The 25,197-nt window shown below is 69.8% G+C and carries 24 protein-coding genes and 1 tRNA gene; 20 read left to right on the top strand and 5 right to left on the bottom strand.

Annotated elements, in window-relative coordinates; all coding sequences use genetic code 11:
• Positions 1-160 precede the first annotated feature (160 nt).
• Entirely contained in the window at positions 161-907 is a 747-nt protein-coding gene (locus ACFOES_RS11070; RefSeq protein WP_377833334.1) for an SDR family oxidoreductase, read from the bottom strand.
• Entirely contained in the window at positions 900-3,485 is a 2,586-nt protein-coding gene (gene pepN, locus ACFOES_RS11065; RefSeq protein ID WP_377833333.1) for an aminopeptidase N, read from the bottom strand. Before pepN ends, ACFOES_RS11070 begins: the two co-directional genes overlap by 8 nt.
• Before the next feature lie 99 nt (positions 3,486-3,584).
• On the opposite strand from pepN, the gene ACFOES_RS11060 reads away from it, so the two are divergent.
• The 6 genes from ACFOES_RS11060 to ACFOES_RS11035 all read left to right on the top strand — a co-directional run bounded on the left by ACFOES_RS11060 (position 3,585) and on the right by ACFOES_RS11035 (position 10,043).
• Positions 3,585-4,868, top strand: a complete 1,284-nt coding sequence (locus tag ACFOES_RS11060; RefSeq protein ID WP_377833331.1) for an FAD-binding domain-containing protein — start codon at positions 3,585-3,587, stop codon at positions 4,866-4,868.
• Between the two features lie 154 nt (positions 4,869-5,022).
• Complete coding sequence (locus ACFOES_RS11055) at positions 5,023-7,194, top strand: malate synthase G (protein WP_377833330.1); 2,172 nt, start codon at positions 5,023-5,025, stop codon at positions 7,192-7,194.
• Between the two features lie 4 nt (positions 7,195-7,198).
• Positions 7,199-7,624: a GlcG/HbpS family heme-binding protein gene (locus ACFOES_RS11050; RefSeq protein ID WP_377833329.1), complete on the top strand. Its 426-nt coding sequence runs from the start codon at positions 7,199-7,201 to the stop codon at positions 7,622-7,624.
• A gap of 240 nt (positions 7,625-7,864) precedes the next feature.
• Positions 7,865-8,641: a gamma-glutamyl-gamma-aminobutyrate hydrolase family protein gene (locus tag ACFOES_RS11045; protein WP_377833328.1), complete on the top strand. Its 777-nt coding sequence runs from the start codon at positions 7,865-7,867 to the stop codon at positions 8,639-8,641.
• 105 nt (positions 8,642-8,746) lie between these two features.
• Positions 8,747-9,292 carry a flavodoxin domain-containing protein gene (locus ACFOES_RS11040; protein ID WP_377833327.1) on the top strand — a complete coding sequence of 182 codons (546 nt, stop codon included), beginning with the start codon at positions 8,747-8,749 and terminating at the stop codon, positions 9,290-9,292.
• A 67-nt stretch (positions 9,293-9,359) separates the two neighbouring features.
• Positions 9,360-10,043, top strand: coding sequence for a D-lyxose/D-mannose family sugar isomerase (locus ACFOES_RS11035; RefSeq protein WP_377833326.1), 684 nt, complete (start codon positions 9,360-9,362; stop codon positions 10,041-10,043).
• 96 nt (positions 10,044-10,139) lie between these two features.
• Here ACFOES_RS11035 and ACFOES_RS11030 read toward each other — a convergent pair whose 3' ends face one another.
• Complete coding sequence (locus ACFOES_RS11030) at positions 10,140-10,616, bottom strand: GNAT family N-acetyltransferase (protein WP_377833325.1); 477 nt, start codon at positions 10,614-10,616, stop codon at positions 10,140-10,142.
• A 29-nt stretch (positions 10,617-10,645) separates the two neighbouring features.
• Positions 10,646-11,839 carry a kynureninase gene (gene kynU, locus ACFOES_RS11025; RefSeq protein ID WP_377833324.1) on the bottom strand — a complete coding sequence of 398 codons (1,194 nt, stop codon included), beginning with the start codon at positions 11,837-11,839 and terminating at the stop codon, positions 10,646-10,648.
• Between the two features lie 189 nt (positions 11,840-12,028).
• Here kynU and ACFOES_RS11020 point away from each other — a divergent pair, with 189 nt between their 5' ends.
• The 5 genes from ACFOES_RS11020 (at position 12,029) to ACFOES_RS11000 (ending at position 17,215) form a co-directional block, all read left to right on the top strand.
• The gene (locus ACFOES_RS11020; RefSeq protein WP_377833323.1) at positions 12,029-12,472 is read left to right on the top strand and encodes a methyltransferase family protein; all 444 of its coding nucleotides are present in this window, start codon (positions 12,029-12,031) and stop codon (positions 12,470-12,472) included.
• A 178-nt stretch (positions 12,473-12,650) separates the two neighbouring features.
• Positions 12,651-14,225, top strand: coding sequence for a Re/Si-specific NAD(P)(+) transhydrogenase subunit alpha (locus ACFOES_RS11015; RefSeq protein ID WP_377833322.1), 1,575 nt, complete (start codon positions 12,651-12,653; stop codon positions 14,223-14,225).
• A gap of 13 nt (positions 14,226-14,238) precedes the next feature.
• Complete coding sequence (locus ACFOES_RS11010; protein ID WP_377833321.1) at positions 14,239-15,672, top strand: NAD(P)(+) transhydrogenase (Re/Si-specific) subunit beta; 1,434 nt, start codon at positions 14,239-14,241, stop codon at positions 15,670-15,672.
• Between the two features lie 486 nt (positions 15,673-16,158).
• On the top strand, positions 16,159-16,524 hold the full coding sequence (locus ACFOES_RS11005) for a hypothetical protein (RefSeq protein WP_377833320.1): 366 nt from the start codon (positions 16,159-16,161) through the stop codon (positions 16,522-16,524).
• 238 nt (positions 16,525-16,762) lie between these two features.
• On the top strand, positions 16,763-17,215 hold the full coding sequence (locus ACFOES_RS11000) for an MmcB family DNA repair protein (RefSeq protein ID WP_377833319.1): 453 nt from the start codon (positions 16,763-16,765) through the stop codon (positions 17,213-17,215).
• Here ACFOES_RS11000 and ACFOES_RS10995 read toward each other — a convergent pair.
• On the bottom strand, positions 17,212-17,427 hold the full coding sequence (locus tag ACFOES_RS10995; RefSeq protein WP_377833318.1) for a DUF6324 family protein: 216 nt from the start codon (positions 17,425-17,427) through the stop codon (positions 17,212-17,214). The genes ACFOES_RS11000 and ACFOES_RS10995 overlap by 4 nt on opposite strands.
• A 129-nt stretch (positions 17,428-17,556) precedes the next feature.
• Here ACFOES_RS10995 and ACFOES_RS10990 point away from each other — a divergent pair, with 129 nt between their 5' ends.
• From ACFOES_RS10990 to ACFOES_RS10950, 9 genes are all read left to right on the top strand, one after another.
• Positions 17,557-18,468: a GNAT family N-acetyltransferase gene (locus ACFOES_RS10990; RefSeq protein ID WP_377833317.1), complete on the top strand. Its 912-nt coding sequence runs from the start codon at positions 17,557-17,559 to the stop codon at positions 18,466-18,468.
• Positions 18,465-19,376, top strand: coding sequence for a DMT family transporter (locus ACFOES_RS10985; RefSeq protein ID WP_377833316.1), 912 nt, complete (start codon positions 18,465-18,467; stop codon positions 19,374-19,376). The genes ACFOES_RS10990 and ACFOES_RS10985 overlap by 4 nt, the downstream gene beginning before the upstream one ends.
• Before the next feature lie 13 nt (positions 19,377-19,389).
• Positions 19,390-19,466 (top strand) — tRNA-His (locus ACFOES_RS10980).
• Positions 19,467-19,898: 432 nt separating this feature from the next.
• Complete coding sequence (gene thiC / locus ACFOES_RS10975; protein ID WP_377833315.1) at positions 19,899-21,698, top strand: phosphomethylpyrimidine synthase ThiC; 1,800 nt, start codon at positions 19,899-19,901, stop codon at positions 21,696-21,698.
• Entirely contained in the window at positions 21,695-22,645 is a 951-nt protein-coding gene (locus ACFOES_RS10970; RefSeq protein ID WP_377833314.1) for an FAD-dependent oxidoreductase, read from the top strand. The genes thiC and ACFOES_RS10970 overlap by 4 nt, the downstream gene beginning before the upstream one ends.
• Positions 22,635-22,832 (top strand): sulfur carrier protein ThiS, encoded by a 198-nt coding sequence (gene thiS, locus ACFOES_RS10965; RefSeq protein WP_377833313.1) that lies wholly within the window; start codon positions 22,635-22,637, stop codon positions 22,830-22,832. Before ACFOES_RS10970 ends, thiS begins: the two co-directional genes overlap by 11 nt.
• Before the next feature lies 1 nt (position 22,833).
• On the top strand, positions 22,834-23,595 hold the full coding sequence (locus tag ACFOES_RS10960; protein ID WP_377833312.1) for a thiazole synthase: 762 nt from the start codon (positions 22,834-22,836) through the stop codon (positions 23,593-23,595).
• Complete coding sequence (locus ACFOES_RS10955; protein WP_377833311.1) at positions 23,595-24,221, top strand: thiamine phosphate synthase; 627 nt, start codon at positions 23,595-23,597, stop codon at positions 24,219-24,221. Before ACFOES_RS10960 ends, ACFOES_RS10955 begins: the two co-directional genes overlap by 1 nt.
• Positions 24,218-24,970, top strand: coding sequence for a hydroxymethylpyrimidine/phosphomethylpyrimidine kinase (locus tag ACFOES_RS10950; RefSeq protein WP_377833310.1), 753 nt, complete (start codon positions 24,218-24,220; stop codon positions 24,968-24,970). The genes ACFOES_RS10955 and ACFOES_RS10950 overlap by 4 nt, the downstream gene beginning before the upstream one ends.
• Positions 24,971-25,197: the final 227 nt, after the last annotated feature.

The following is a 25,197-nucleotide window of genomic DNA, read 5'->3' as shown; positions in this document are numbered from 1 at the left end:
TTCTAAGCGCAACCGGGGGAAAGGGGCAAGGCGGGAACGGCGGTGGCGCGGGACGGAGAGCGGGGCAGGGGGCTGTCTGCCCCCTCTGCGCGCGCGGCGCGCATTCACCCCCGAGGATATTTTCGCTCGGGTGAAAGCCGAGGGAAGATCAGCGCCCGCCTCAGCGCCCGCCGGAGATATCGAGCGTGGTGCCGGTGACGTAGGAGGCGGCGTCGGAGATCAGCCAGAGCACGCCGGCGGCGATCTCGTCCGGGCTGCCGACGCGGCCCATCGGCACCTGGTCGGCGAGCCGGTCGGCGCGGCCGGGCTCGCCGCCCTTGGCGTGGATCTCGGTATAGATCAGGCCGGGGCGCAGGGCGACGACCCGGATGCCCTCGCGCGCGACCTCGTTCGACAGCCCCTTGGTGAAGGTGTCGACGGCGGCCTTGCTGGCGGCGTAGTCGACATATTCGTTGGCGCTGCCGGTGCGGGCGGCGACCGAGGAGATGTTGACGATGGTGCCGCCGGCGCCGCCGTGGCGGGTGGACATCCGTCTCACCGCTTCACCGGCGCAGAGCATCGGCGCGATGGCGTTGATCTGGAACATGCGGGCGAGGCGGGCGTGGTCCATCTCCTCGACCCGGGCGGCGACGTCGACGACGCCGGCATTGTTGACCAGCGCGTCGAGCCGGTCGAACGTGGCGTCGAAGGCGGCAAACAGCCGTGCCGGCCCGTCAGGCGTGGCCAGGTCGGCCTGCAGGATTTCGGCCCTGACGCCGGCGGCGCGGGCCGCCGCGGCGGTCGCCTCGGCGCCGGCGGTGTCGCGGCCGTAGCCGATGGCGACGTCCCAGCCCGCCTTGGCGGCGGCGAGGGCGGTGGCGGCGCCGATGCCGGCGCTGGCGCCGGTGACGAGGACGGTCCTAGGCATCTTTGGCTCCCAGCATGCGGGCGGTCATCTCGTTCAGGTCGCGGCTCAGCCCCGGGGTCTGGCGGATGCGCTCGAGCGCGCCGCAGATCAGGTCCTGGCGGTCGCCGTCGTAGCGGGCCCAGGTTTCGAAGGCGCTCGACATCCGCGCCGCGGTCTGCGGGTTGAGCGGGTCGAGGCGGATGATCCAGTCGGCCAGCAGCCGGTAGCTGGCGCCCGAGGGATCGTGGAAGCCGGCGGCATTGGCCGGCAGCGCGCCGAGCACCGAGCGGAAGCGGTTGGGGTTCTTCCAGTCGAAATCGGGATGCTCGGTGAGGCGGGCGGCGGTGGCGGCGCAGGCCTCGGGCGCGGCATAGAGCACCTGCAGGCTGAACCACTTGTCCATCACCAGCCGGTCGGCGCGCCAGCGGGTCTCGAAGGCGGTGACCTCGTCCGTCCCCTTGCCGATGTCGAGCAGGGCGGCGAGCGCGCCGAGCTGTTCGGTCATGTTGTCGGCCTTGGCGAACTGGCCCTGCGCCGTGGCGCCATCGTCGAGCCGGGTCAGCAATGCCAGCGCCGCGCCGCGCAGGGCGCGCTTGCCGGCGGCGGCAGCGTCGGGCGTGTAGGCGCCGGGCACCGCCATCTCGGTATAAAGCGCCGGCAGCAGGGCCGAGAGCTGGCTGGCCAGCGCCCGCTGCAGGTCCTGGCGCGCAGCGTGGATGCGGCTCGGGTCGGGGGTGATGCCGGCGGCGTGCAGCGTCTGGGCCATGTCGTCCTCGGACGGCAGCCGCAGGGCGAGGGCGCGGAAGGCCGGGTCGAGGCCATTGTCGCGCAGCAGCGCCTCGATCCCCGACAGGTAGCCCGGCGCGGGCGCGGCGCCCTCGGTCACCATCCGCAGCAGCACCTGCTTGGCCAGGCCGCGCCCGGCCTCCCAGCGGTTGAACGGGTCGGTGTCATGGGCGAGCAGGAAGGCGCGCTCCTCGGCGCTGGTCTCGCGCTCGAGGATCACCGGGGCCGAGAAACCGCGCAGGATCGAGGGTACCGGCCGGGCGGCGAGGCCGTCGAAGCTGAAGCTCTGCTTGGCCTCGGTCATCTCCAGCATCTGCGTCGGCACCACCTCGTCGCCATTGGGGTTGAGCAGGCCGACAGCGATCGGGATGACGCGCGGCGGCTTTTCCGCCTGGCCCGGCGTCGGCGCGGTTTCCTGTTCGAAGTGAAGTGTGTAGCTGCCGTCCTTGAAGTCGTCGGTGACCTTGAGATGCGGCGTGCCGGCATCGGTATACCAGCGCTTGAACTGGCTCAGGTCGCGGCCGGTCGTGTCCTCGAAGACCTTGAGCCAGTCCTCGATCGTCGCCGCCTCGCCGTCGTGGCGTTCGAAATAGAGGTCGAGTGCCTTGCGGTAGGCGTCATCGCCGACCAGCCGCTTGAGCATGGCGATCACCTCGGCGCCCTTGTCATAGACGGTCGCGGTGTAGAAGTTGTTGATTTCCTGGTAATGATCGGGCCGGACAGGGTGCGCCAGCGGCCCCGCATCCTCGCGGAACTGGCGCGCGCGCAGGTCAAGGACGTCCTCGATCCGCTTGACCGCGTGGGAGCGCATGTCGCCCGAGAAGGACTGGTCGCGGAACACCGTCAGCCCCTCTTTCAGGCAGAGCTGGAACCAGTCGCGGCAGGTGATGCGGTTGCCGGTCCAGTTGTGGAAATACTCGTGCGCGATGATCGCCTCGATCCGGGCGAAGTCGTCGTCGGTCGCCGTCTCGGGCGAGGCGAGAACGTATTTGGAGTTGAAAATGTTCAACCCCTTGTTCTCCATCGCCCCCATATTGAAGTCATCGACGGCGACGATGTTGAAAATGTCCAAGTCGTATTCGCGGCCGTAGACCTCTTCATCCCATTTCATCGCCCGTTTCAGGCTGTCCATGGCATAGGCGCATTTGCCCTCGTCGCCCGGCCGGACCCAGACATTCAGGTCGACGGTCTCGCCCGAGCGGGTGACGAAGCGGTCGATATGGGCGACCAGGTCGCCGGCGACGAGGGCGAAGAGATAGGCGGGTTTCGGCCACGGATCCTCCCATTCCGCCAGCTCCGGCCCGGCGGCGACGGGATTGCCGTTCGACAGCAGCACCGGCAGGTCGCTCTCGATCCGGACCCGGAACGGCGCCATGACGTCGGGGCGGTCGAGGTAATAGGTGATCTTGCGGAAGCCCTCGGCCTCGCACTGGGTGCAATACATGCCGTTCGACATGTAGAGCCCTTCCAGCGCGGTGTTCTCGGCCGGGGCGATCTCGACTTCCGCCTCCCAGGTGAAGGGGCCGGCGGGCAGCAGGGCGGCGGGCAGGGTCAGGCCGGTGGCATCGGGCGTGACGTCGACCGGGTTGCCGTCGATGGCGGCCGAGATCAGCTTGAGCTGCACGCCGTCGAGCCGGAGGTCGGCCTTGCCCGCCAATGCGTCTTCCCGTGCCGGGTTGGGCACGAAACGGATTTCCGAGAGCACCCGCGTCGCCTTGGGATCGAGCCGGAAGGTCAGCGAGACGTCCTCGATCAGGTGGCTCGGCGGCTGGTACTCGGCCAGATGGATGGTCTGGGCGGCGGTCTCGGTCATCACGGGTCTCCTGCTGAGGCGTGGCGAAATCTAGAGCTTCGGTCGGCAGGCGCAAGCGGGGGGTTTACCTGTGTGCCGGGAGTGGTAGAGGTTTGTTCCATGAATGTTCTCATTCGATTCAGCCGCGACCTGCGGGCCGCTGACCACCCGGCGCTGTCCCATGCGGCCGCGCTGGCCGCCGGGCGCGGCGCGGTGCTGCCGCTCTACGTGGTCGACCCCGCTGCCTGGGCGGCGCCGGACCGCTCGGCCCGGCAATGGGACTTCACCGCCGAATGCCTGGAGGACCTGCGGGCCGAGCTGGCGGCGCTGGGCGCGCCGCTGGTGCTGCGGGTCGGCCCGGCGCGCGCGGTGCTGGAAAGGCTATGCCGGCAGCACGGCATCGGCGCGATCGTCAGCCATCCGGCGGAAGGGACGGTCGAGGAGGTGGCGCGCGACCGGGCGCTGGCGGACTGGGCGCGCGGGCAGGGGATCGACTGGATCGAAATGCCGCAGGGCGCGGCGGAGGTGCCGGCGGCGCTGCGGCCGGTGGCGGGCGTTGCGCCGGGGCCGATCCCCACTGCCCGGGCGCTGCGGCTGGCCGAGGATCGCTGCCCCAACCGCCAGCAAGGCGGGCGGACGCAGGGGCTGGCAATGCTGGAGAGTTTCCTGGCCGCCCGGGCCGCGGGCTATCGCGCCGGCGCCTCGGTGACGGCGGCCGAGCGCGGGGCGTCGCGGCTGTCGCCCTACCTGGCGCAGGGCGTGCTGTCGCGAGAGGAGGTCGCGGCGGCGGCTGCGGCGCGGCGGGCCACGCGGCCGGGCCGGGACTGGACGCGCGGCCTCAGGGCATTCGAGGCGCGGTTGGCGCGGCGGGACGGGGACGCTCTGGCGCGGGTGCCGACGGCCGCGCCGCTGCCGGAGGCCTACGCGCGGGGCGAGACCGGGCTGCCGTTCCTCGACGCCACGCTGCGCTATCTCGCCGCCACCGGCTGGCTGCCCGCGGAGCTGCGCGAGATGACGGCGCAGGCGGCGCGGTTGCTCGGGGTCGAGGCGGGGGCCGGGCTGCATCTGGCCCGCAGTTTCACCGATTACCACCCGGCGCTGTTCTGGCCGGCCTGGCAGGCCGCGCTTGCGCGGCGCCCTGTCGATCCGCTGCGGCTGGGGCGCCGGATGGATCCGCGCGGCGCCTTCCTGCGCAGCTGGCTGCCGGAACTGGCGCCGGTGCCCGAGGCGCATCTGCACGCGCCCTGGCTGTGGTCCGGGGCGCAGGGCCTGCTGGGTCGGCGCTATCCCGAGCCGCTGGTCGATCCGGCCGCCGCACGGCGCGCGCTGCGGCCCGCGGCGCAACCCGGCCGCCGGCGCCGGACCGCAGCGGCACCGGCGGGCCAGCTTTGCCTTGATTTGTAGGCCATGCGGGACAGTCCATTGTATTCTTCGGGTCGGCAGAAAACAGCTTCAAGCGGAAATTGGTAATTTTGTTTTACCGATTATTGCCTTTCCGTGGTGGCTCACGTAGATGTGTGCAATGGCATACCGAAGGAATTGGCGGGAGGGCGCGGCGATGGCCGATCGGATCGAGAAACACGGGCTGCAGGTGGATGCCGAACTGGCATCCTTCATCGACGGCAAGGCGCTGCCCGGAACCGGCGTCAGCGAAGACGCGTTCTGGGGCGGGCTCTCGGCCGTGATCCACGAACTCGGGCCGAAGAACGCGGCCCTCCTGGCCAGGCGCGAGGAGCTGCAGGAGAAGATCGACGCCTGGCATGTCGCCCGTCGCGGCCAGCCGCATGACGCGAGCGCCTACCGTGCCTTCCTCGAGGAGATCGGCTATCTCGTCCCCGAGGGGCCCGATTTCAGCATCGAGACCGAGAATACCGACCCGGAATTCGCCAGCATCCCCGGCCCGCAGCTGGTCGTGCCGGTGATGAACGCGCGCTATGCCCTCAACGCCGCCAACGCGCGCTGGGGCTCGCTCTACGATGCGCTCTACGGCACCGACGCGATGGGCAGCCTGCCGCCCGCCGGCGGCTTCAGCATGGAGCGCGCCGGCGAGGTCATCGCCTGGGGCCGCAAGTTCCTGGATGAAACCGCGCCGCTGGTCGCCGGCTCCTGGGCCGATGTCGCCAGGCTCTGGGTCGAGGATGGCGGCCTCTTCGCGCAGACGAGCGAAGTTACCGGCCTGGCCGACCCGGCCCTGTTCGTCGGCTATGCCGGTGCGGCCGAGACGCCCTCGGCCATCGTGCTCAAGCAGAACCACCTCCATATCGTCATCGAGATCGACCCGGCCAACCCGATCGGCAAGGCCGACAAGGCCGGCGTCTCGGATATCCGGCTCGAAGCCGCGGTCTCGACGATCATGGATTGCGAGGATTCGGTCGCCGCCGTCGATGGCGAGGACAAGACGCTGGCCTATGCCAACTGGCTCGGCCTGATGAACGGCGACCTGCGCGAGACGCTGGAGAAGAACGGCAAGACCATCACCCGCGCCCTGCATCCCGACCTCGAGTTCACCGCCGCCGATGGCGGTGCGCTGACCCTCAAGGGCCGCTCGCTGATGCTGGTGCGCAATGTCGGCCACCTGATGACGACGCCGGCGGTGCTGGACCAGGACGGCAACGAAGTCTTCGAGGGCCTGCTCGATGCCTTCTGCACCACGCTCGGTGCCCTGCACGACCTGCAGAAGACGGACGGCCCGCGCAACTCGGTCACCGGCTCGGTCTACGTGGTCAAGCCGAAGATGCACGGCCCCGAGGAGGTTGCCTTCGCCGACGAGATCTTCACCCGGGTCGAGGCCGCGCTGGGCCTGCCGCAATATACCGTCAAGCTGGGCATCATGGACGAGGAGCGCCGCACCTCGGCCAATCTCAAGGAATGCATCCGGGCCGCCAGGCACCGGGTCGCCTTCATCAATACCGGCTTCCTCGACCGCACCGGCGACGAGATCCACACCTCGATGGAAGCCGGGCCGATGATCCGCAAGGGCGACATGAAACACGCCGCCTGGATCCAGTCCTACGAGGACCGCAACGTCGATATCGGCCTCGCCTGCGGCCTGTCGGGCAAGGCCCAGATCGGCAAGGGGATGTGGGCGATGCCGGACAGGATGGCCGACATGCTGGCGGCCAAGATCGGCCACCCTGAAGCGGGGGCCAACTGCGCCTGGGTGCCGTCGCCCACCGCGGCCACGCTGCATGCCACCCATTACCACAAGGTCGACGTCTTCGCCCGCCAGGCCGAGATCAAGGCCGGCGGCCCGCGTGGCACGCTGGCGGACCTGCTGACCATCCCGGTGGCGCAGGGCGTCAACTGGAGCGACGACGAGATCCGGTCCGAGATCGAGAACAACGCCCAGGGCATCCTCGGCTACGTCGTGCGCTGGGTCGATCAGGGCGTCGGCTGCTCGAAAGTGCCGGACATCCACGATGTCGGCCTGATGGAAGACCGCGCCACCTGCCGCATTTCCAGCCAGGCGCTGGCCAACTGGCTGCATCACGGCGTCGTCAGCCAGGAACAGGTGATGGCGGCGATGCAGAAGATGGCCGCGGTGGTCGACCGCCAGAACGCCGACGACCCGGCCTACATCCCGATGGCGCCGGAATTCGACGGCATCGCCTTCCAGGCCGCCTGCGATCTGGTCTTCCGCGGCCGCATCCAGCCTTCGGGCTATACCGAGCCGGTGCTGCATGCCCGGCGGCGGCAGCTCAAGGCAGCGCAACAGGTCAGCAAGGGGTAAGCCAATGGCACTGACGATCCGCAAAGCCCGCACCATCGTGAAGGCGACCCTGGCCAAGGGCCGCGAACTCGAACTCAAGCCGCTCTCGGTCGTCGTGCTCGACGCCGGCGGCCACGTCATCGCCTTCGAGCGCGAGGACGGCGCCAGCCCGGGCCGCTTCGACATCGCCCGCGGCAAGGCCTATGGCGCGATCATGCTCGGCATGGGCGGCACCGCCCAGATGGCGCGGGCCGAGAACCAGGCCTATTTCATGGCGGCGATGAACGGCCTCTTCGACGGCAAGGTCGTGCCGGTGCCCGGCGGCGTGCTGGTGCGCGACGCCAAGGGGGCGGTGATCGGCGCCGTCGGCGTCACCGGCGACAGCTCGGAGAACGACGCCGCCGCCGCCACTGCCGGCATCGAGGCCGCCCGCCTCACCGCCGAGGCCTGAGCCGTCCTCTAGCGCCCCTTCCGGCCTCCTTTCTGCTCGAAAATATCCTCGGGGGTGAATTCGCGCCTTTGGGCGCGAAGAGGGGGCAGACGGCCCCCTCCCCCCTGCCGCCCGCGGCGCCCTCTGCCCGATTCGCGGGCAGCTGCCACAGGCCGCCCGCCTGCCGCGCTTTGTCCTCTCGACCATTCCGCCGCGCCGCCCTATCATTCGGGGCAACGGCAAGAAATCAGGGGAAACGGCATGACGCGCCCGGTCGTCGGCATCATCGGCAACATGAGCCTGCTCAACGACAGCTACCCGGTCCATGCCGGCGGCACGATGAACAGCCTTGCCGTGGCCGAGGTCGCCGGCTGCATCCCGCTGGTGATCCCCGCCGATCCGCGCTTCCTCTCGGTCGAGGAACTGCTCGAGACCTGCGACGGCTTCCTGCTCACCGGCGGTCGGCCCAATGTCCATCCTGAGGAATACGGCGAGGAGGAGACCGAGGCGCACGGCACCTTCGACCGCTGCCGCGACGCCATCACCCTGCCGCTGGTGCGGGCCTGCGTCGAACGCGGCCAGCCCTTCCTCGGCGTCTGTCGCGGCTTCCAGGAGGTGAACGTGGCGATGGGCGGCACGCTCTATCCCGAGATCCGCGAGCTGCCGGGGCGGATGAACCACCGGATGCCGCCCGACGGCACGCTGGACGAGAAATTCGCCCTGCGCCACGCCGTCCGCTTCACCCCCGGCGGCGTCTTCGCCCGGCTGATGGGGGCCGAAGAGGTGATGACCAACACGCTGCACGGCCAGGGCATCAAGACGCCGGGGCCGCGCATCGTCATCGACGGCCACGCCGCCGACGGCACGCCCGAGGCGATCTATGTCCGGGACGCGCCGGGCTTCACCCTCTCGGTGCAGTGGCACCCGGAATACAACGCCGCCGGGGACCCGGTGTCGCGGCCGCTCTTCACCGCCTTCGGCGAGGCCGCCCGGGCCTGGAAGGCGCGCGGCCGGCAGCCGCAGCTGCGCACCGCCTGATCCCGACCTTCCCTGCTGCCCTCCCTGCCGGGCCTTGCGCCCGCTCAAGGCGGGACCGCGGCGAATCGCCGATCCTGTCCGGGACTTCAGCAGGAGGGACGTCAGATGAAAATCCTGATCGCCTATGGCAGCACCGAGGGCCAGACCCGGAAAGTCGCCCGTTTCGCCGCCGACCGCCTTGTCGAGGCCGGCCATGTCGTCGAACTGATGCGCGCCGGCGACGGCGAGGAGCTCGACCTCGACCGCTTCGACGCCGCGATCCTTGCCGGCTCGGTCCATGTCGGCCGCTACCAGGCCGATCTGGTCGATTTTGCCAAGGGGGCGGCAAAGGCGCTGGAGCGGATGCCGACCCTGTTCCTGTCGGTCTCGGGCGCCGCGGCGGGCAGCGATCCGGACGACTGGAAGGGGCTCGACGACTGCGTCGCGCGCTTCACCGCGGCGATCGGCTGGACCCCGCGCCGGATCGAGCATGTCGCCGGTGCCTTCCGTTTCACCGAATACGATTTCTTCAAGTCCTGGGCGATGCGCCTGATCGCGGCCCAGCACGGCCAGAAGGTCGATCCGGACAAGGATACCGAGTTCACCGACTGGAAGGCGCTGGGCAAGGTGCTTGACGACTGGGCCGGGCAGGCGGTTTCGCCCGAGGGTTGAGCCCGCGCGACGGGTTGCGACCGGGGGCCGCTTGCGACATGAAGGGGCGGCGATCAGGAGGACCCGCATGAAACGCTCACGCATCAACGAGATCATGGCCGAGGCCGATGCCTTCATCCGCGGCTTCGGCTTCGCCCTGCCGCCCTTCGCCTACTGGACGCCCGAGGAATTCCGCGCCCGCAAGGAGGAGGCGTCGCGGCTGGTCTCGTCGCGCATGGGCTGGGACATCACCGATTACGGCGCCGGCAAGTTCGACGAGATGGGGCTGTTCCTGTTCACCCTGCGCAATGGCGAGCTGGCCGACCTGAGCCGCGGCCGGGGCATGTGCTATGCCGAGAAGCTGCTGATTTCGCGCCAGGATCAGCTGTCGCCGATGCATACCCACGTGATCAAGGCGGAAGATATCATCAACCGCGGCGGCGCCACGCTGGCGGTCGAGCTTTACGGCTCGGACAGTGGCGGACGGTTCGACGCGGCGGCCGGCGGCAAGGTGCGCTGCGACGGCATCGACCGGGAGTTCGGCCCCGGCGAGGTGCTGAAGCTGGCCCCGGGCGAGAGCGTGACCCTGATGCCGGGCGACTGGCACGCCTTCTGGGGCGAGGGCGGCGACGTGCTGATCGGCGAGGTCTCGACCGTCAACGACGACATCACCGACAACATCTTCCGCGAGCCGATCGGCCGTTTCGCCGAGATCGAGGAGGATGTCGCGCCGACCCATCTGCTGGTCAGCGATTACGACCGGATGCTGTGAGGCGGGCGCGGGGGGCGGCTGCCCCCCGGTCCCCCCGCCCGGGGGGCTGTCTGCCCCCCGGCCCCCCCGAGGATATTTTCGAGCAGAAAGTGAGGGCTAGGAGAGCGCCTTCGACATCCGGAAGTTGGGGATCAGGACGCTTTGGCGTTCGACCTGTTGCGCGGCGTCGACCTGCCAGCCGCGCTTGAGGAAGAAGGGCCGGGCGAGGTGGCTGGCCTCGGTGGTCAGCCGGATGAGGCCGAGGGCACGGGCCTCGGCCTCGATCTTGTCGTAGAGCTGGCCGGCGAGGCCGGTGCGCCGGCGCTCCGGGGCGACGAAGGCCATGTCGAGATAGCCGTCGATGCGCAGCGACATGAAGCCTTCGAGCGCGCCTTCCTCTTCGGCGACCCAGGTGAGTTCCTCGGACAGGCGCGCGGCGAGGCGGTCGAGCGCCTCTCGCGGCGGGGTCGCATAGGGTGCCCAGGCCGCACGTTGCGCGGGGCTGTAATGCTCCGCCGCGCCCTCGTGGACGGCACGGTGGAACAGCGCGGCGCAGGCGGGGGCGTCGGCGCTATGGAAGCGGCGCAGTTCCATCGGGGCCTCCTGTCAGGCGACGCGGCCGGTCAGGTGACGCGGGCGCGGGTCTTGTATTCCGGCCGGTCCCAGAGGTTGCCGTCCATGATCTCCTTGAGGATGGCGACGGCGCCGCGCACCTCCTCCTCGCCGATATAGAGCGGGGTGAAGCCGAAGCGCAGGATGTCGGGGGCGCGGAAATCGCCGATCACGCCGCGGGCGATCAGCGCCTGCATGATGGCGTAGCCCTGCGCGTGGCGGAAGCTGACCTGGCTGCCGCGGATCGCCGGGTCGCGCGGGCTGGCGAGCGCGAGCGCGGGGCAGGCGGCCTCGACCAGCTCGATGAAGAGCTGGGTCAGCTCGATGGACTTGGCGCGGACATCGGCCATGTCGGCCAGGTCCCAGATGTCGAGCGACGCGTCGAGCGCGGCGAGCTGCAGGATCGGCGGGGTGCCGACGCGCATCCGCTCGATGCCGCGGCCGGGGCGGTAGTCGAGATCGAAGGCGAAGGGCGCCTCGTGGCCGAGCCAGCCGGACAGGGCCGGGCGCGCGGTCTCGGCGTGTTTCGGCGCGACATAGATGAAGGCCGGGCCGCCGGGGCCGGAATTGAGATACTTGTAGGTGCAGCCGACGGCGAAATCGACGTCGCAACCGGCGAGGTCGACCGGCACGGCGCCGGCGGAATGGGCCAGGTCCCAGACCGCGATCGCGCCGGCGGCATGGGCCTTCTCGGTGATCGCCTTCATGTCGTGGCGGCGGCCGGTGCGGTAGTCGACCTCGGTGATCAGCGTCACCGCCACGGTGGCGTCGATCGCTTCCAGCACCTCCTCCGGCGCCACCGTGCGCAGCTCGTAGCCGTCGCCCAGCGTCCGCACCAAGCCGTCAGCGATGTAGAGGTCGGAGGGGAAGTTGCCGGTATCCGACAGGATCACCCGCCGCTCGGGGTTCATCTCGAGCGCCGAGGCCAGCGCCTGGTAGACCTTGATCGACAGGGTGTCGCCCATCACCACGGTGCCCGGGGCCGCGCCGATCAGGCGGGCGATGCGGTCGCCGGTGCTGCTGGGTAGCGCCATCCAGCCGGCCTTGTTCCAGCCGGTGATCAGCATCTCGCCCCATTCGTCCTGCACCGTGCGCGCTACCCGGGCGGTGGCGGCCTTCGGCAGGGGCCCGAGCGAGTTGCCGTCGAGGTAGATCACCCCCTCGGGCAGGTGGAACATCGACTTGGTCCTGGCGAAATCGGTCATGGCATTCTCCTGTTCCATCTGCTGTGGCCTCGCGCGGCATCGGCGTCAAGCCGGGGGCCAGGTCGGGTGGTACCCGATTCAGAAAATTCTTCAAGCTTAAGGTAAATCCGTGCCGGTCGCGACATCCGGGGGCTTGCGCCCGGCGCCCGGCTGGCGATGATCGGCCGGCGAGGGGCCTGGGAGGACGGCATGGACCGGATCGAGATACCGCCGCTGTGGCTGTTGCTGTTCCTGGCGCTGGCCTGGGGAATCGGGCAATGGCTGCCGCTGCCGCTGTTCGGTGTCGCCGGGCGCTGGCTCGGCGGCGCGCTGGTTGCCGCTGGGGTGGCGCTGATGGGGCTGGCCGCCGCGCAGATGGTGCTGCTTCGCACCACCTTCATCCCGCGCCGCGACCCCTCGGCACTGGTCACCGGCGGCATCTTCCGGCTGTCGCGCAACCCGATCTACCTCGGCGACGCGCTGGTGCTGACCGGGGCGATCCTGTGGTGGGATGCCCCCGCCGCCCTGCCGCTGGTGCCGATCTTCATGGCGCTGATTCAGCACCGTTTCATCCGCGGCGAGGAAGCCCGGCTGCGGGCGCATTTCGGCGACGCCTTCGAGGCCTGGGCGGCTCGGACCCGGCGCTGGCTCTAGTAGCCGACCGAATTTATCAGGATGAATCGCGCGAGTCGCGTGGTGTGCACGAAACGTCGCACCTGAATGCAAGCCCGTCGCCGCATCTCGCCTTGTGAAATAATATTGCGCAATGTTAAACCGGCTCGGATACATTCGACCGGGTGTTGGACATACACCGTTGCGCGGAGGACAGAGAGTGAAAATCGGGGTTCCGAAGGAGATCATAGCCGGCGAGGCGCGGGTGGCGATGACGCCAGAATCCGCGCTCCAGCTGCAGAAGCTGGGCTATGACTGTGCCATCGAAACCGGGGCCGGTGCGGCCGCGGGCTTTTCCGACGAGGCCTACCAGGAGGCCGGCGTCGAGGTGATCAAGACCGCGGCGGCGCTGTGGAAGGCCTGCGACATCGTCGCCAAGGTGCGCGGGCCCGAGCCGGTCGAGGCCAAGCGGCTGCGCAAGGGCCAGACCCTGATCTCCTTCTTCTGGCCGGCCCAGAACGCCGACCTGCTCGAGCAGTGCAAGGCCAAGGGCGCCAATGTCATCGCCATGGACATGGTGCCGCGGATCTCGCGCGCCCAGAAGATGGACGCGCTGAGCTCGATGGCCAACATCGCCGGCTACCGCGCGGTGATCGAGGCCGGCAACAATTTCGGCCGCTTCTTCACCGGCCAGGTGACGGCGGCGGGCAAGGTGCCGCCGGCGAAGGTGCTGATTGTCGGGGCCGGTGTCGCCGGTCTGGCCGCGATCGGCACCGCGACCTCGCTGGGCGCGATCACCTATGCCTTCGACGTCCGGCCGGAAGTGGCCGAGCAGATCGAATCGATGGGGGCCGAGTTCGTCTACCTCGATTTCGAGGAACAGGCCCAGGACGGCGCCGCCACCGGCGGCTATGCCGCCCCGTCGAGCCCTGAGTTCCGCGAGAAGCAGCTCGAGAAGTTCCGCGAACTGGCGCCGGAGATGGACATCGTCATCACCACGGCGCTGATCCCGGGCCGCGACGCGCCGAAGCTGTGGCTCAAGGACATGGTCGAGGCGATGAAGCCGGGCTCGGTGGTCGTCGACCTCGCCGCCGAGAAGGGCGGCAACTGCGACCTGACCGTGGCCGACGAGAAAGTGGTCAGCGACAACGGTGTCACCATCGTCGGCTACACCGACTTCCCGAGCCGGATGGCGGCCCAGTCCTCGACGCTCTATTCCAACAACATCCGCCACATGATGACCGACCTGACGCCCGAGAAGGACGGTCAGGTTGTCCACAACATGGAGGATGACGTCATCCGCGGCGCGACGGTAACCTACGAGGGCGAGATCACCTTTCCGCCGCCGCCGCCCAAGGTGAAGGCGATCGCGGCGCAGAAGCCGAAGGAGAAGGCCAAGGAACTGACGCCCGCGGAAATCCGGGCGCAGGAAGTGGCCGCCTTCAAGGCGCAGACCAAGAACCAGGTCACTTTGCTGACCATCGGCGCGGTGCTGCTGCTGGGCGCCGGCCTTGTCGCGCCGGCCAGCTTCATGCAGCATTTCATCGTCTTCGTGTTGTCCTGCTTCGTCGGTTTCCAGGTGATCTGGAACGTCAGCCACAGCCTGCACACACCGCTGATGGCGGTGACCAACGCGATCTCGTCGATCATCATCCTCGGCGCACTGCTGCAGATCGGCTCGGGTTCCTGGCTGGTGATCGTGCTCGGCGGGCTTTCGGTCTTCATGGCCGGGATCAACATCTTCGGCGGCTTCCTGGTGACGCGCCGGATGCTCGCCATGTTCCAGAAGTCGTAAGGGGGAAGAGGGCATGGAATACGGATTCTCCACCGCCGCCTATGTCGTGGCCGCGGTCCTCTTCATCCTGTCGCTGGGCGGGCTGTCGGGCCAGGAAAGCGCCAAGCGCGCGGTCTGGTACGGGATGGTGGGCATGGCGCTCGCCGTCATCGCCACGCTGATCGGCCCCGGTTCGGGCCTGTGGCTCTTGTCGCTGGCGCTGATCGCCGGCGGCGGGATCATCGGCTGGGTCGTCGCCAAGCGCGTCCAGATGACCGAGATGCCGCAGCTGGTCGCGGCGATGCACTCGTTGGTCGGCCTCGCCGCGGTCTTCGTCGGCTACAACGCCTATATCGAGGCCGCCCGCGTCGCCGCGATGAGCCCCGAGGCGCGCCACGCGCTGACCGGCTTCGCCGCGCTCGTCGCCCACAAGACGCCGGTCGAGCTGTCGATCCTGCGGGTCGAGTTGTTCCTCGGCGTCTTCATCGGGGCCGTCACCTTCACCGGCTCGATCATCGCCTTCGGCAAGCTGGCGGGCAAGGTGAACTCGGCCGCCAGGAAGCTGCCCGGCGGGCATGTCCTGAACGCCGGCGCCGCCGCGCTGTCGGTGATCCTGCTGCTGATGTTCCTGGGCGGGGCCGGGTCCTGGGCGCTGATCCTGATGACGCTCTTGGCCTTCTTCATCGGCTACCACCTGATCATGGGCATCGGCGGCGCCGACATGCCGGTCGTGGTGTCGATGCTGAACAGCTACTCGGGCTGGGCCGCCGCCGCCATCGGCTTCAGCCTCGGCAACGACCTGCTGATCGTCACCGGCGCGCTGGTCGGCTCGTCCGGTGCGATCCTCAGCTACATCATGTGCAAGGCGATGAACCGCAGCTTCATCAGCGTCATCCTCGGCGGCTTCGGCGGCGCAGCCGGTCCGGCGATGGAGATCGAGGGCGAGCAGGTGGCGATCGACGCCGAGGGCGTGGCCACCGCGCTGAACGAGGCCGACAGCGTGATCATCGTGCCGGGCTACGGCATGGCGGTGGCGCAGGCCCAGCAGGCGGTCAGCGAACTGACCCGCAAGCTGCGCGCCAAGGGCAAGGAGGTGCGCTTCGCCATCCACCCGGTCGCCGGCCGCCTGCCGGGGCACATGAACGTGCTGCTGGCCGAGGCCAAGGTGCCCTATGACATCGTGCTCGAGATGGACGAGATCAACGACGACTTCCCGAACACGGATGTGGTGATCGTCATCGGCTCGAATGACATCGTCAACCCGGCGGCGCAGGAGGATCCGAACTCGCCGATCGCCGGCATGCCGGTGCTGGAAGTGTGGAAGGCCAAGCAGGTCTTCGTCTCCAAGCGCGGCCAGGGCACCGGCTATTCGGGCATCGAGAACCCTCTGTTCTACAAGGAGAACACGCGCATGTTCTACGGCGACGCCCGGGCTTCGGTCGACAAGCTGCTGGGCCTGATCGACTGAGCCGGACAGGCAGGAAGTTCAGGGGCGCGCCGGTGCGGATCGGCGCGCCCTTTTTCATGGCGACGTCGCCGGAATGAGTTGGTCTGCTTCGGAACGGCGGGCGCTCGCCTTGCGGGTTTCTCACGCGCTCCGGGCGGAGGCGCGCAATGCGCGGCAGGCGATCTCGCCGCGCGTCGCGATGCATCGGAAGGGGGCAAGTGGCGGGCCCGCAGCAACCGTGAAGGCGTTTTTTTCCCGAGAGCCTGGTTTAACCAGGTGGGCGCCAGATACCAGGACCACGATCCTGGCAGAGCCAGCTCCCTCGGACTTGCTTATCGGCCACTGGAAAAGGGCCTCGCACGCGAGGAGCAGCACCCGCCACGACCCTAGATAGAGGCACCGGCAGCGTCCGGCAAGGGGCGGCCGCAATCCTGATAGCTGAATGGGAAATGCATGTTATCCTTTCGCCCAAGGCGGCAGGTGACCGCCGGCAAAGGGAGAAGGGACATGAAGGGTATTTCATTCTGGTTTTTCTTTTCGGGCGTGGTCTACGTGACCCTCGGCATGGCCTGGGGCATCGAGATGGGCATGCGCCACGACTTTCAGATGGCTCCGGCCCACGCGCATCTCAACCTCGTCGGCTGGGTGACGATGGCGCTGTTCGGCGTCTTCTATCACCTCGTGCCCAATGCGGCCGAGAGCGGGCTGGCCAAGCTCCATTTCGCGGTGGCGACGCTGGGCGTCTGGCTGCTGGTGCCCGGTATCGCGATGACGCTCAAGTCGGGCGCCGAGGGCATGGCGATCGCCGGTGCGCTGGTCACTCTGGCCTCGATGCTGATCTTCCTGCTCACGGTCGTGCGCAGCCGGGCCTGAGCCCGGCTGCTGGCCTCCGGCGGGAGTATTTTGGCAAAGAAGAAGGGGCGGGGCGCGGTTTCCGTCCTTTCCTCTTCACGCAGGTATCCTTGGCGGGCGCATCGGTTGCGCCATTGGTCCGAGCAACCAGGGGCGACGGGTTGCGCCTCCGGGCAGCGCCTCCGGGCAGCCCCCGGGCCGCCACATCTCCGTCCGGCGAGGTCTGGACAGATGTTCATGGATTGTTCATAGTCTGGCCATGCCCGACGATCTCGCCCCCGGCCAGCTGCTCGCCCGCGGCGTCTGCCGCCACCTGCTGACGCATGACTTCGTCAGCGTGGTCGAACTGGTGCCGACACCGGGGCTGCGGGTCGACGTGATGGCGCTGGGGCCGAAGGGCGAGATCTGGATCGTCGAATGCAAGTCGAGCCGGGCCGACTTCACCTCGGACCGCAAGTGGCAGGGCTATCTGGAATGGTGCGACCGGTTCTTCTGGGCAGTCGACGACGCCTTCCCGGTCGAGCTGTTGCCCGACGATAGCGGGCTGATCATCGCCGACAGCTACGATGCCGAGATCCTGCGCATGGCGCCCGAGGCGAAACTGGCCGGGGCGCGGCGCAAGGTGATGATGCAGAAATTCGCCCGCCACGCGGCGCTGCGGCTGCAGGCGCTGCGCGATCCCCGGCTGCCGCCCGGCATCCAGGACGCTTAGCGTTTCTTCTTCGGCTTGGCCGCGTCCTTGCCGCTCTCGCGCGCCAGCTTGGCGGCGGCCAGCAGTTCCTCGGCGATCTCTTCGGCTTCCTCGGGCTCGAAATCCAGCGGCAGCTCGACACCCTCGGCCTCGACATAGATCCGCACCATGCCGAGCGTGGTCGGCCCGATCTGCAGGTTGGCGGCGATATCGCTTTGCTTGTCGATGCCCATTTGCGGCCCTTTCCGGTTTGGCCGCTCAGTTACTCCGCAATCGCCGCCATCGCAAGAGTGGCGAGGCCCGCGCGGGAAAATGATTGACTGGGGCAAGCAATAAGGTTTGACTATGCGCAGGAGGATCCCATGGACACGATCGACCGCATCCGCGCCTTCAACCGCTTCTACACCCACCGGCTGGGCCTGCTCGACCGCAGCTACCTGCAAAGCGGCTTCACCTTGACCGAGGTCCGGGTGCTCTACGAACTGGCGGCGGGCGAGCTGCGGACGGCACGGGCGATGGCCCGGGCGCTGGGGCTGGACGAGGGCTATCTCAGCCGGCTGCTCAAACGCTTCGCCGGCAAGGGCTGGGTGGAGCGCCACCCGAATCCCGAGGACGGCCGCGAGATGCTGCTGTCGCTGACCGAGGCCGGGCGGGCCGCCTATGCTCCGCTCGCGGCGCGGTCGCGGGCCGATGTCGGGGCGATGCTGTCCGGGCTGGACGCGGCGGGGCAGGAGGTGCTCTGCGCGGCGATGGAGCAGGCGATGGACCTGCTGGGCGACGCCCCGCGGGAAACGGGAGAGGTGGTGCTGCGCGACTTGCGGCCCGGCGATGCGGGCTGGATCATCGGCCAGCACGGTGAACTCTACGCCCGCGACGAGGGCTACGACGCCACATTCGAGGCACTGGTGGCCGAGATCCTGGCGGGCTTCCTGCGCGACCACGACCCGGAATGCGAACGCGGCTGGATCGCCGAGCGCGACGGTCAGCGCCTGGGGTCGATCTTCGTCGTCCGCGCCGATGCGGAGACCGCCAAGCTGCGGCTGGTGCTGCTGCGGCCCGAGGCGCGCGGCACCGGGCTGGGCCGGCGGATGCTGGACACGGCGATGGGCTGGGCCCGGGCGCGCGGCTACAAACGGATGGTGCTGTGGACCCATGCCAGCCACGAGGCCGCCTGCGCGCTCTACCGCAAGGCCGGCTTCGTCATGACCAGCGAGACGCCGGCGCATGACTTCGGCCAGGACGTCCTCGACCAGACCTGGGAGATCGCGCTGTGAGCGAGGCGCGGGGCCTCGCCGCGGCGGCGCTGACCGGGGTCCAGGTCGGCGCCACGATCACCGCGACGCGGGCACTGTCGGCCGATCTGGGGCCGGTGACGCTGGCGCTGATGCGCTACGGCATCGGGCTGCTGGTGCTGGCGCCGTTCTTCCTGCGGCTGCGCCGGGTGCCGATCGCGCCGCGCGACATCCTTCCGCTGCTGGCCCTCGGCACCGCCCAGTTCGGCCTGCTGGTCTGGCTGCTCAACTGGGGCCTTGCCCGCGTCCCGGCCGGCCGCGGCGCGCTGATCTTCGCCATGTTCCCCTTGCTCACCCTGGTCCTGGCGGCCACGCTGGGGCGCGAGGCGATGAGCTGGCGCAAGGTCGCAGGGGTCCTGGTCAGCATCCTCGGCGTCGCCCTGACCCTGGGCGAAAGCCTGCTGCGCGCGGCGGGCGGCAGCGCCTGGGGCGCGTTGGCGGTGCTGGCGGCGGCGGGCACCGGGGCGGGCTGCGCGGTGTTCTACCGGCCCTACCTGGAACGCTACCCGACGCTGCAGGTCGGTTTCGTCGCCATGGCGGCGGCGGTCGCGGCGCTGGCGCTGGGCAGCCTGAGCGAATCCCCCGGGACGGCGGTCGCGGGGCTGGACCGGACCGGCTGGGCGCTGGTGCTGTTCATCGGCCTGGCCAGCGGCGCGGGCTACCTGCTGTGGCTGACCGCACTGCGCCACACCACGCCGACGCGGGCGACGGTGCTGATGGGCCTGTCGCCGGCCACCGCGGCCGTGCTGGGCATCGCGCTGCTGGGAGAGCGCGCGACGCCGACGCTGTGGCTGGGGCTGGCCGCGGTGCTGGCCGGCGCGGCCCTGACCGCGCGCGGCGGGAAAAATGCGCCGGAAACAGGTCTTGCATTCGGAGAAACGGGGCGGTAAATGCCCCGTCAGTGCCGCCTTAGCTCAGTTGGTTAGAGCGCTGGATTGTGGATCCAGAGGTCCCCCGTTCAAGCCGGGGAGGCGGTACCATCCTTCCCCCGAACAGTTCCAGAGAGATGGCCGCGGGCAAGCCGTTGGCGATGCCGCCATTCGTCGTTCCTGTCCGAACCGCCATGGCGCGACGGCGCTTCGATCGGCTCCGGGGGGAAGGACGAGACCATCCGCCCGGTTCGCCGGCTTGACCTCACCACTGCCATCCTGCATCCTGCGCACACGTCAGGGGAGTCCCGCCAAGGGGACTGAGAGGCTGACAGGGAAGGCCCGCCTTCCCGGTGACGCGACCCTTTGAACCTGACCCAGTTGAGACTGGCGTAGGAAGACCGAAGGGCAATCCCTCCACGTTGACAAGGAGGCGGTCCTTTCGGGCCGCAGCGGCCCCTTTGCGCAGGCGCGCATCCCGGGCCGCCGGCCCCTTTCTGCCTCACGTTCTGGGTCTTTTCGAGAGTGCTTGAGGAGACACCGATGAACACCAAGACGCCGAAGATCACGACGGGCCCGCTGCCCGCGTCGCGCAAGATCCACATCCCCGGCCAGATCCACGATATCCGCGTGCCGCTGCGCGAGATCGCCGTCACCGGCGAGGCGCCGCTTGCCGTCTATGACAGCTCGGGCCCCTACACCGATCCTGCCGTCACGACCGATATCGCCGAGGGGCTGGCACCGCAGCGCGGCGGCTGGCAGATCGCCCGCGGCGATGTCGAGGCCTACGAGGGCCGCAGCGTCACCGCCGCCGACAACGGCTTTGCCGAGGGCGCGCGGCTGACGCCGGAATTCCCGGTCCGGCGCCGGCCGCTACGCGCCGCCGGCGGCCGCGCGGTGACCCAGATCGCCTATGCCCGGGCGGGGATCGTCACGCCGGAGATGGAGTTCGTCGCCATCCGCGAGAACCACGGCCGGACCGAGGCGTGGTGCGCCGCCCGCGACGGCGAGGCCTTCGGCGCCGACATCCCCGATCTGGTCACGCCGGAATTCGTCCGCGCCGAGATCGCCGCCGGCCGCGCCATCATCCCGGCCAACATCAACCACCGAGAGCTCGAACCGGTGGTCATCGGCCGCAACTTCCTGGTCAAGATCAACGCCAATATCGGCAACTCGGCCGTCACCTCCTCGATGGAGGAGGAGGTCGAGAAGATGGTCTGGGCGATCCGCTGGGGCGCCGACACGGTGATGGACCTGTCGACCGGGCGCAACATCCACAACATCCGCGACTGGATCCTGCGCAACGCCCCGGTGCCGATCGGCACGGTGCCGCTCTACCAGGCGCTGGAGAAGGTGAACGGCGTCGCCGAGGACCTGAGCTGGGAGGTGTTCCGCGACACCCTGATCGAGCAGGCCGAGCAGGGGGTGGATTACTTCACCATCCATGCCGGGGTGCGGCTTCACATGATCCCGATGACCGCCGACCGGGTTACCGGCATCGTCAGCCGCGGCGGCTCGATCATGGCGAAATGGTGCCTGCACCATCACCGCGAGAGCTTCCTCTACGAGCATTTCGAGGAGATCTGCGACATCTGCCGCGCCTATGACGTGTCGTTCAGCCTCGGCGACGGGTTGCGCCCCGGCTCGATCGCGGATGCCAACGACGCGGCGCAATTCGCCGAACTGGAGACGCTGGGCGAACTGACACAAATCGCCTGGGCCAGGGATTGCCAGGTGATGATCGAGGGCCCCGGCCACGTGCCGATGCACAAGATCAAGGCCAACATGGACAAGCAGCTGGAACATTGCCAAGGGGCGCCGTTCTACACCCTCGGGCCGCTGACCACCGATATCGCGCCGGGCTACGACCACATCACCAGCGCCATCGGCGCGGCGATGATCGGTTGGTTCGGCACCGCGATGCTGTGCTACGTCACGCCCAAGGAACACCTTGGCCTGCCCGACCGCGACGACGTCAAGACCGGGGTCATCACCTACAAGCTGGCCGCCCATGCCGCCGATCTGGCCAAGGGCCACCCGGGCGCCCGGGCGCGCGACGACGCGCTGTCCCGGGCCCGGTTCGAGTTCCGTTGGCAGGACCAGTTCAACCTGTCGCTCGATCCCGAGACGGCGACGGCGATGCATGACGAGACCCTGCCCAAGGAGGCGCATAAGGTGGCGCATTTCTGCTCGATGTGCGGGCCGAAATTCTGCTCGATGCGGATCAGCCACGACATCCGGGCGGCGGCGCAGCAGCGCGAGGGCATGGAAAGGATGGCGGCCAAGTTCCGCGCGGGCGGCGACCTCTATGTCCCGGCCGAAACGGCGGAGCCGGCGGAATGAGCTTCTCGGTTCTGGGCGCCGGGGTGGCGGGGCTGTGCTGCGCCACCGCCCTGGCCGAGCGCGGGGCGCGGGTCGAGGTCATCGCCCCGACGGGCGCCCCGGCCCCGGCCTCTCGGCTGGCCGGCGGCATGCTGGCGCCGTTCTGCGAGGGCGAGAGCGCCCCGCGCGAGGTCGTGATGGCCGGCCAGGCCGCCGTCGGCTGGTGGGGCGAGCGGGTGCAAAGCCTCGTCCGACGCGGCACCCTGGTGGTGGCCCCAGCGCGCGACGCGGGCGAACTCGACCGCTTCGCCCGCGCGACCGAAGGCCATGACCGGATCGATCCGGCCACGCTCGAGCCCGAACTGGCCGGGCGCTTCGCCCGCGGGCTGTTCTACGCCGCCGAGGCCCACATGGACCCGCGCGAGGCGCTGGCAACCCTGCGCGCCCGGCTGGAAGCCGTGGGGGTCGCCTTCCATGATGGCCCACCAGGCGGACGGGTGATCGACTGCCGCGGCCTCGGCGCCACCGATCACTCAGGCGACCGGCTGTCCGACCTGCGTGCCGTGCGCGGCGAGATGCTGGTGGTCGACGCCCCCGATATCGGCCTCAGCCGCACCGTCCGCCTGCTCCATCCCCGCTTCCCCTGCTACGTCGTTCCGCGCGGCGCCGGCCGCTACATGATCGGCGCGACGATGGTGGAGAGCGCGCGCTCCGGTCCGGTGACCGCGCGCGCGGTGATGGAGCTGCTTTCGGCCGCCTATGCGCTGCATCCCGGCTTCGCCGAGGCCGAGCTGGTCGAGACCGGTGCCGGCCTGCGCCCGGCCTTCCCCGACAACCTGCCGGCGATCCGCCGCGTGGGCGGGCGCATCCATGTCAACGGCATGTATCGCCACGGTTTCCTGATGGCCCCGGTTCTGGCCGAGGGGCTGGCCGAGGCGCTGTGCAAGGAGGAAGCCGATGCGGATTGATCTGAACGGACGAAGCATCGAGACCGCGGCCGGCACCCTGGCCGAGCTGATCGACGAGCGCGGCTTCCAGGCCCCGAGCGTGGCCACCGCGCTGGATGGCGCCTTCGTGGCGCGCGGGCAGCGGGCCGAGACGGTGCTGCGCGAGGGCGCGCGGGTCGAGATCGTCGCGCCGATGCAGGGGGGCTGAGATGGTCGTCTACGGAACCGAGTTGAAATCGCGCCTCCTGCTGGGCACGGCGCAATATCCCTCGCCCACCGTTCTGGCCGAGGCCATCGCCGCCTCGGGCGCCGAAGTCATCACCGTCAGCCTGCGTCGCGAGGGGCCGGAGGGCGGCGCCTTCCGCGATCTCATCGCCGCCAGCGGCTGCCGCCTCCTGCCCAACACCGCCGGCTGCCATTCGGTGACCGAAGCGGTGACCACCGCCCGGATGGCGCGCGAGCTGTTCGGCACCGACTGGATCAAGCTGGAAGTCATTGGCCATGCCGACACGCTGCAGCCCGACCCGTTCGCGCTGGTCGAGGCGGCGCGCATCCTCTGCGCCGAGGGCTTCGAGGTCTTTCCCTATACCACCGAGGACCTGATCCTGGGCGAGAAGCTGGTCGAGGCGGGCTGCCGGGTGCTGATGCCCTGGGGCGCACCGATCGGCACGGGGCAGGGGCTGCGCAATATCGACGGGCTGCGCTCGATGCGGGCGCATTTCCCCGACCTGCCGCTGGTGATCGACGCCGGCATCGGCGCGCCGTCGCAAGCGGCGCAGGCGATGGAGCTGGGCTTCGACGCGGTGCTGCTGAACACGGCGGTGGCCAAGGCGCTCGACCCGGTCGGGATGGCGCGGGCCTTCGGCCGGGCGGTCGCGGCCGGCCGGGCGGCGCATGAGGCCGGGCTGATGCCGCGCCGCGACATGGCCGCGGCCTCGACCCCGATCCTCGGCATGGCGGAGCTGGGCTGATGGCGGGGGCACGAATGGGGCTCGACCGGTTCTACCTGATCGCCGGCACGGTCGAGCTGCTCGAACGGCTGGTGCCGCTCGGGGTCCGACTGGTCCAGCTCCGCGCCAAGGGACTGCCGCCGGACGCCCTGCGCGACGCCGCCCTGCGGGCCAGGGACTGCTGCGCCCGCCACGGCGCGCAACTGATCCTCAACGATCACTGGCAACTGGCGCTCGAGCTCGGGATCGATTTCGTCCATCTCGGCCAGGAGGACATGGACGGCGCCGATTTCGCCGCCCTGCGCCGGGCCGGGACCCGGTTCGGCCTCTCGACCCATGACGGGGCCGAGCTGGAGCGCGCCCTGGCGCACGACCCGGCCTATGTCGCGCTCGGGCCGGTCTATCCGACCCGCCTCAAGCAGATGAAATGGCGGCCGCAGGGGCTCGACCGGGTTGCCGAATGGAAGCGCCGGGCCGGAGCGGTGCCGCTGGTCGCCATCGGCGGGCTGACGCCCGAGCGCCTGCCCGGGGTCTTCGCCGCCGGGGCCGACAGCGCGGCGGTGGTGACCGATATCCAGCAGGCGGCCGATCCCGCGGCGCGCTGCCGCGAATGGCTGGCGGCGACGCGCCCGGAGGCGGAGGCATGACCGCTGCCGTTCTGCTGATCGGCGGGATGGATTCCAGCGCCGGCGCCGGCCTGCTGCGTGACGCCGCGACGGTGGCGCGGGCCGGCCTGCCGTCGCGCGTCGCCGTGACCGCGGTGACCGCCCAGACCGACGCCGGGGTCGGCGCGCTCCACCCGGTCCCGGCCGATGTCGTCCGGGCGCAGATCGCCTCGGCCGCTGCCAGCGGCCCGGTGGCCGCGGTGAAGATCGGCATGCTGGGCGAGGCGGTTATCGCCGACACCGTCGCCCACACCATCGCCGGGCTCCTGCCGGCAGCGCCCGTGGTCCTCGACCCGGTGCTCCGCGCCAGTTCGGGTCGGCCGTTGCTCGATGCCGCGGGTCTCGCGGTGATGATCCGCAAGCTGCTGCCGCGCAGCAGCCTGGTGACGCCGAACCTGCCTGAACTTCAGCATCTTGGACGGGCATTCGGGCTGGGCGAAGGGGCCGAAGAGGCAGAAGTCGCGCAGGCGCTTCTCGGGCAGGGCTGCGCCGCGGTGCTGGTCAAGGGCGGGCATGGCGCGGACCCGGCGCGGTCGACCGACCGCCTTTATCGCGACGGCGCGACGGTCGAGACCTTTGCCGCTCCGCGCCATCCTTTCGCATTGCGCGGCACCGGCTGCCAGATGGCCAGCGCGATTGCCGCCGCGCTTGCCCAGGGCCAGAGCCTCGAGGACGCGGTGGCCCGGGCAAAGGCAGCCGTCGCCGAGCGGTTTCGGCTGGCGGCGTGCTGACCTGACCCCGCGCAAGCCCCGAGGCCCCAAGGGCATGCGCGGCACGGGCGGCTTGACCGGTCCCGGTCCTGCGAGGGGCGCTTGATGGTGCGCGCGCGGCGGCCCGTGGCGATGGGGCGCCCATCCCGGCGCTTTGGGCGGTCGTCGCGGGCAAAACAGGTCCGGGCGGTTCTCCCTTCCGCCCGGCCTGCCGGGGCCTGGCAGGCCATCCTGCCGCAGCCCCTGCG

The sequence above is a fragment of the Acidimangrovimonas pyrenivorans genome (genome assembly GCF_042643245.1).
GTDB classification, from domain to species: domain Bacteria; phylum Pseudomonadota; class Alphaproteobacteria; order Rhodobacterales; family Rhodobacteraceae; genus Acidimangrovimonas; species Acidimangrovimonas pyrenivorans.
This window is presented reverse-complemented; position numbering and strand designations above follow the sequence as displayed.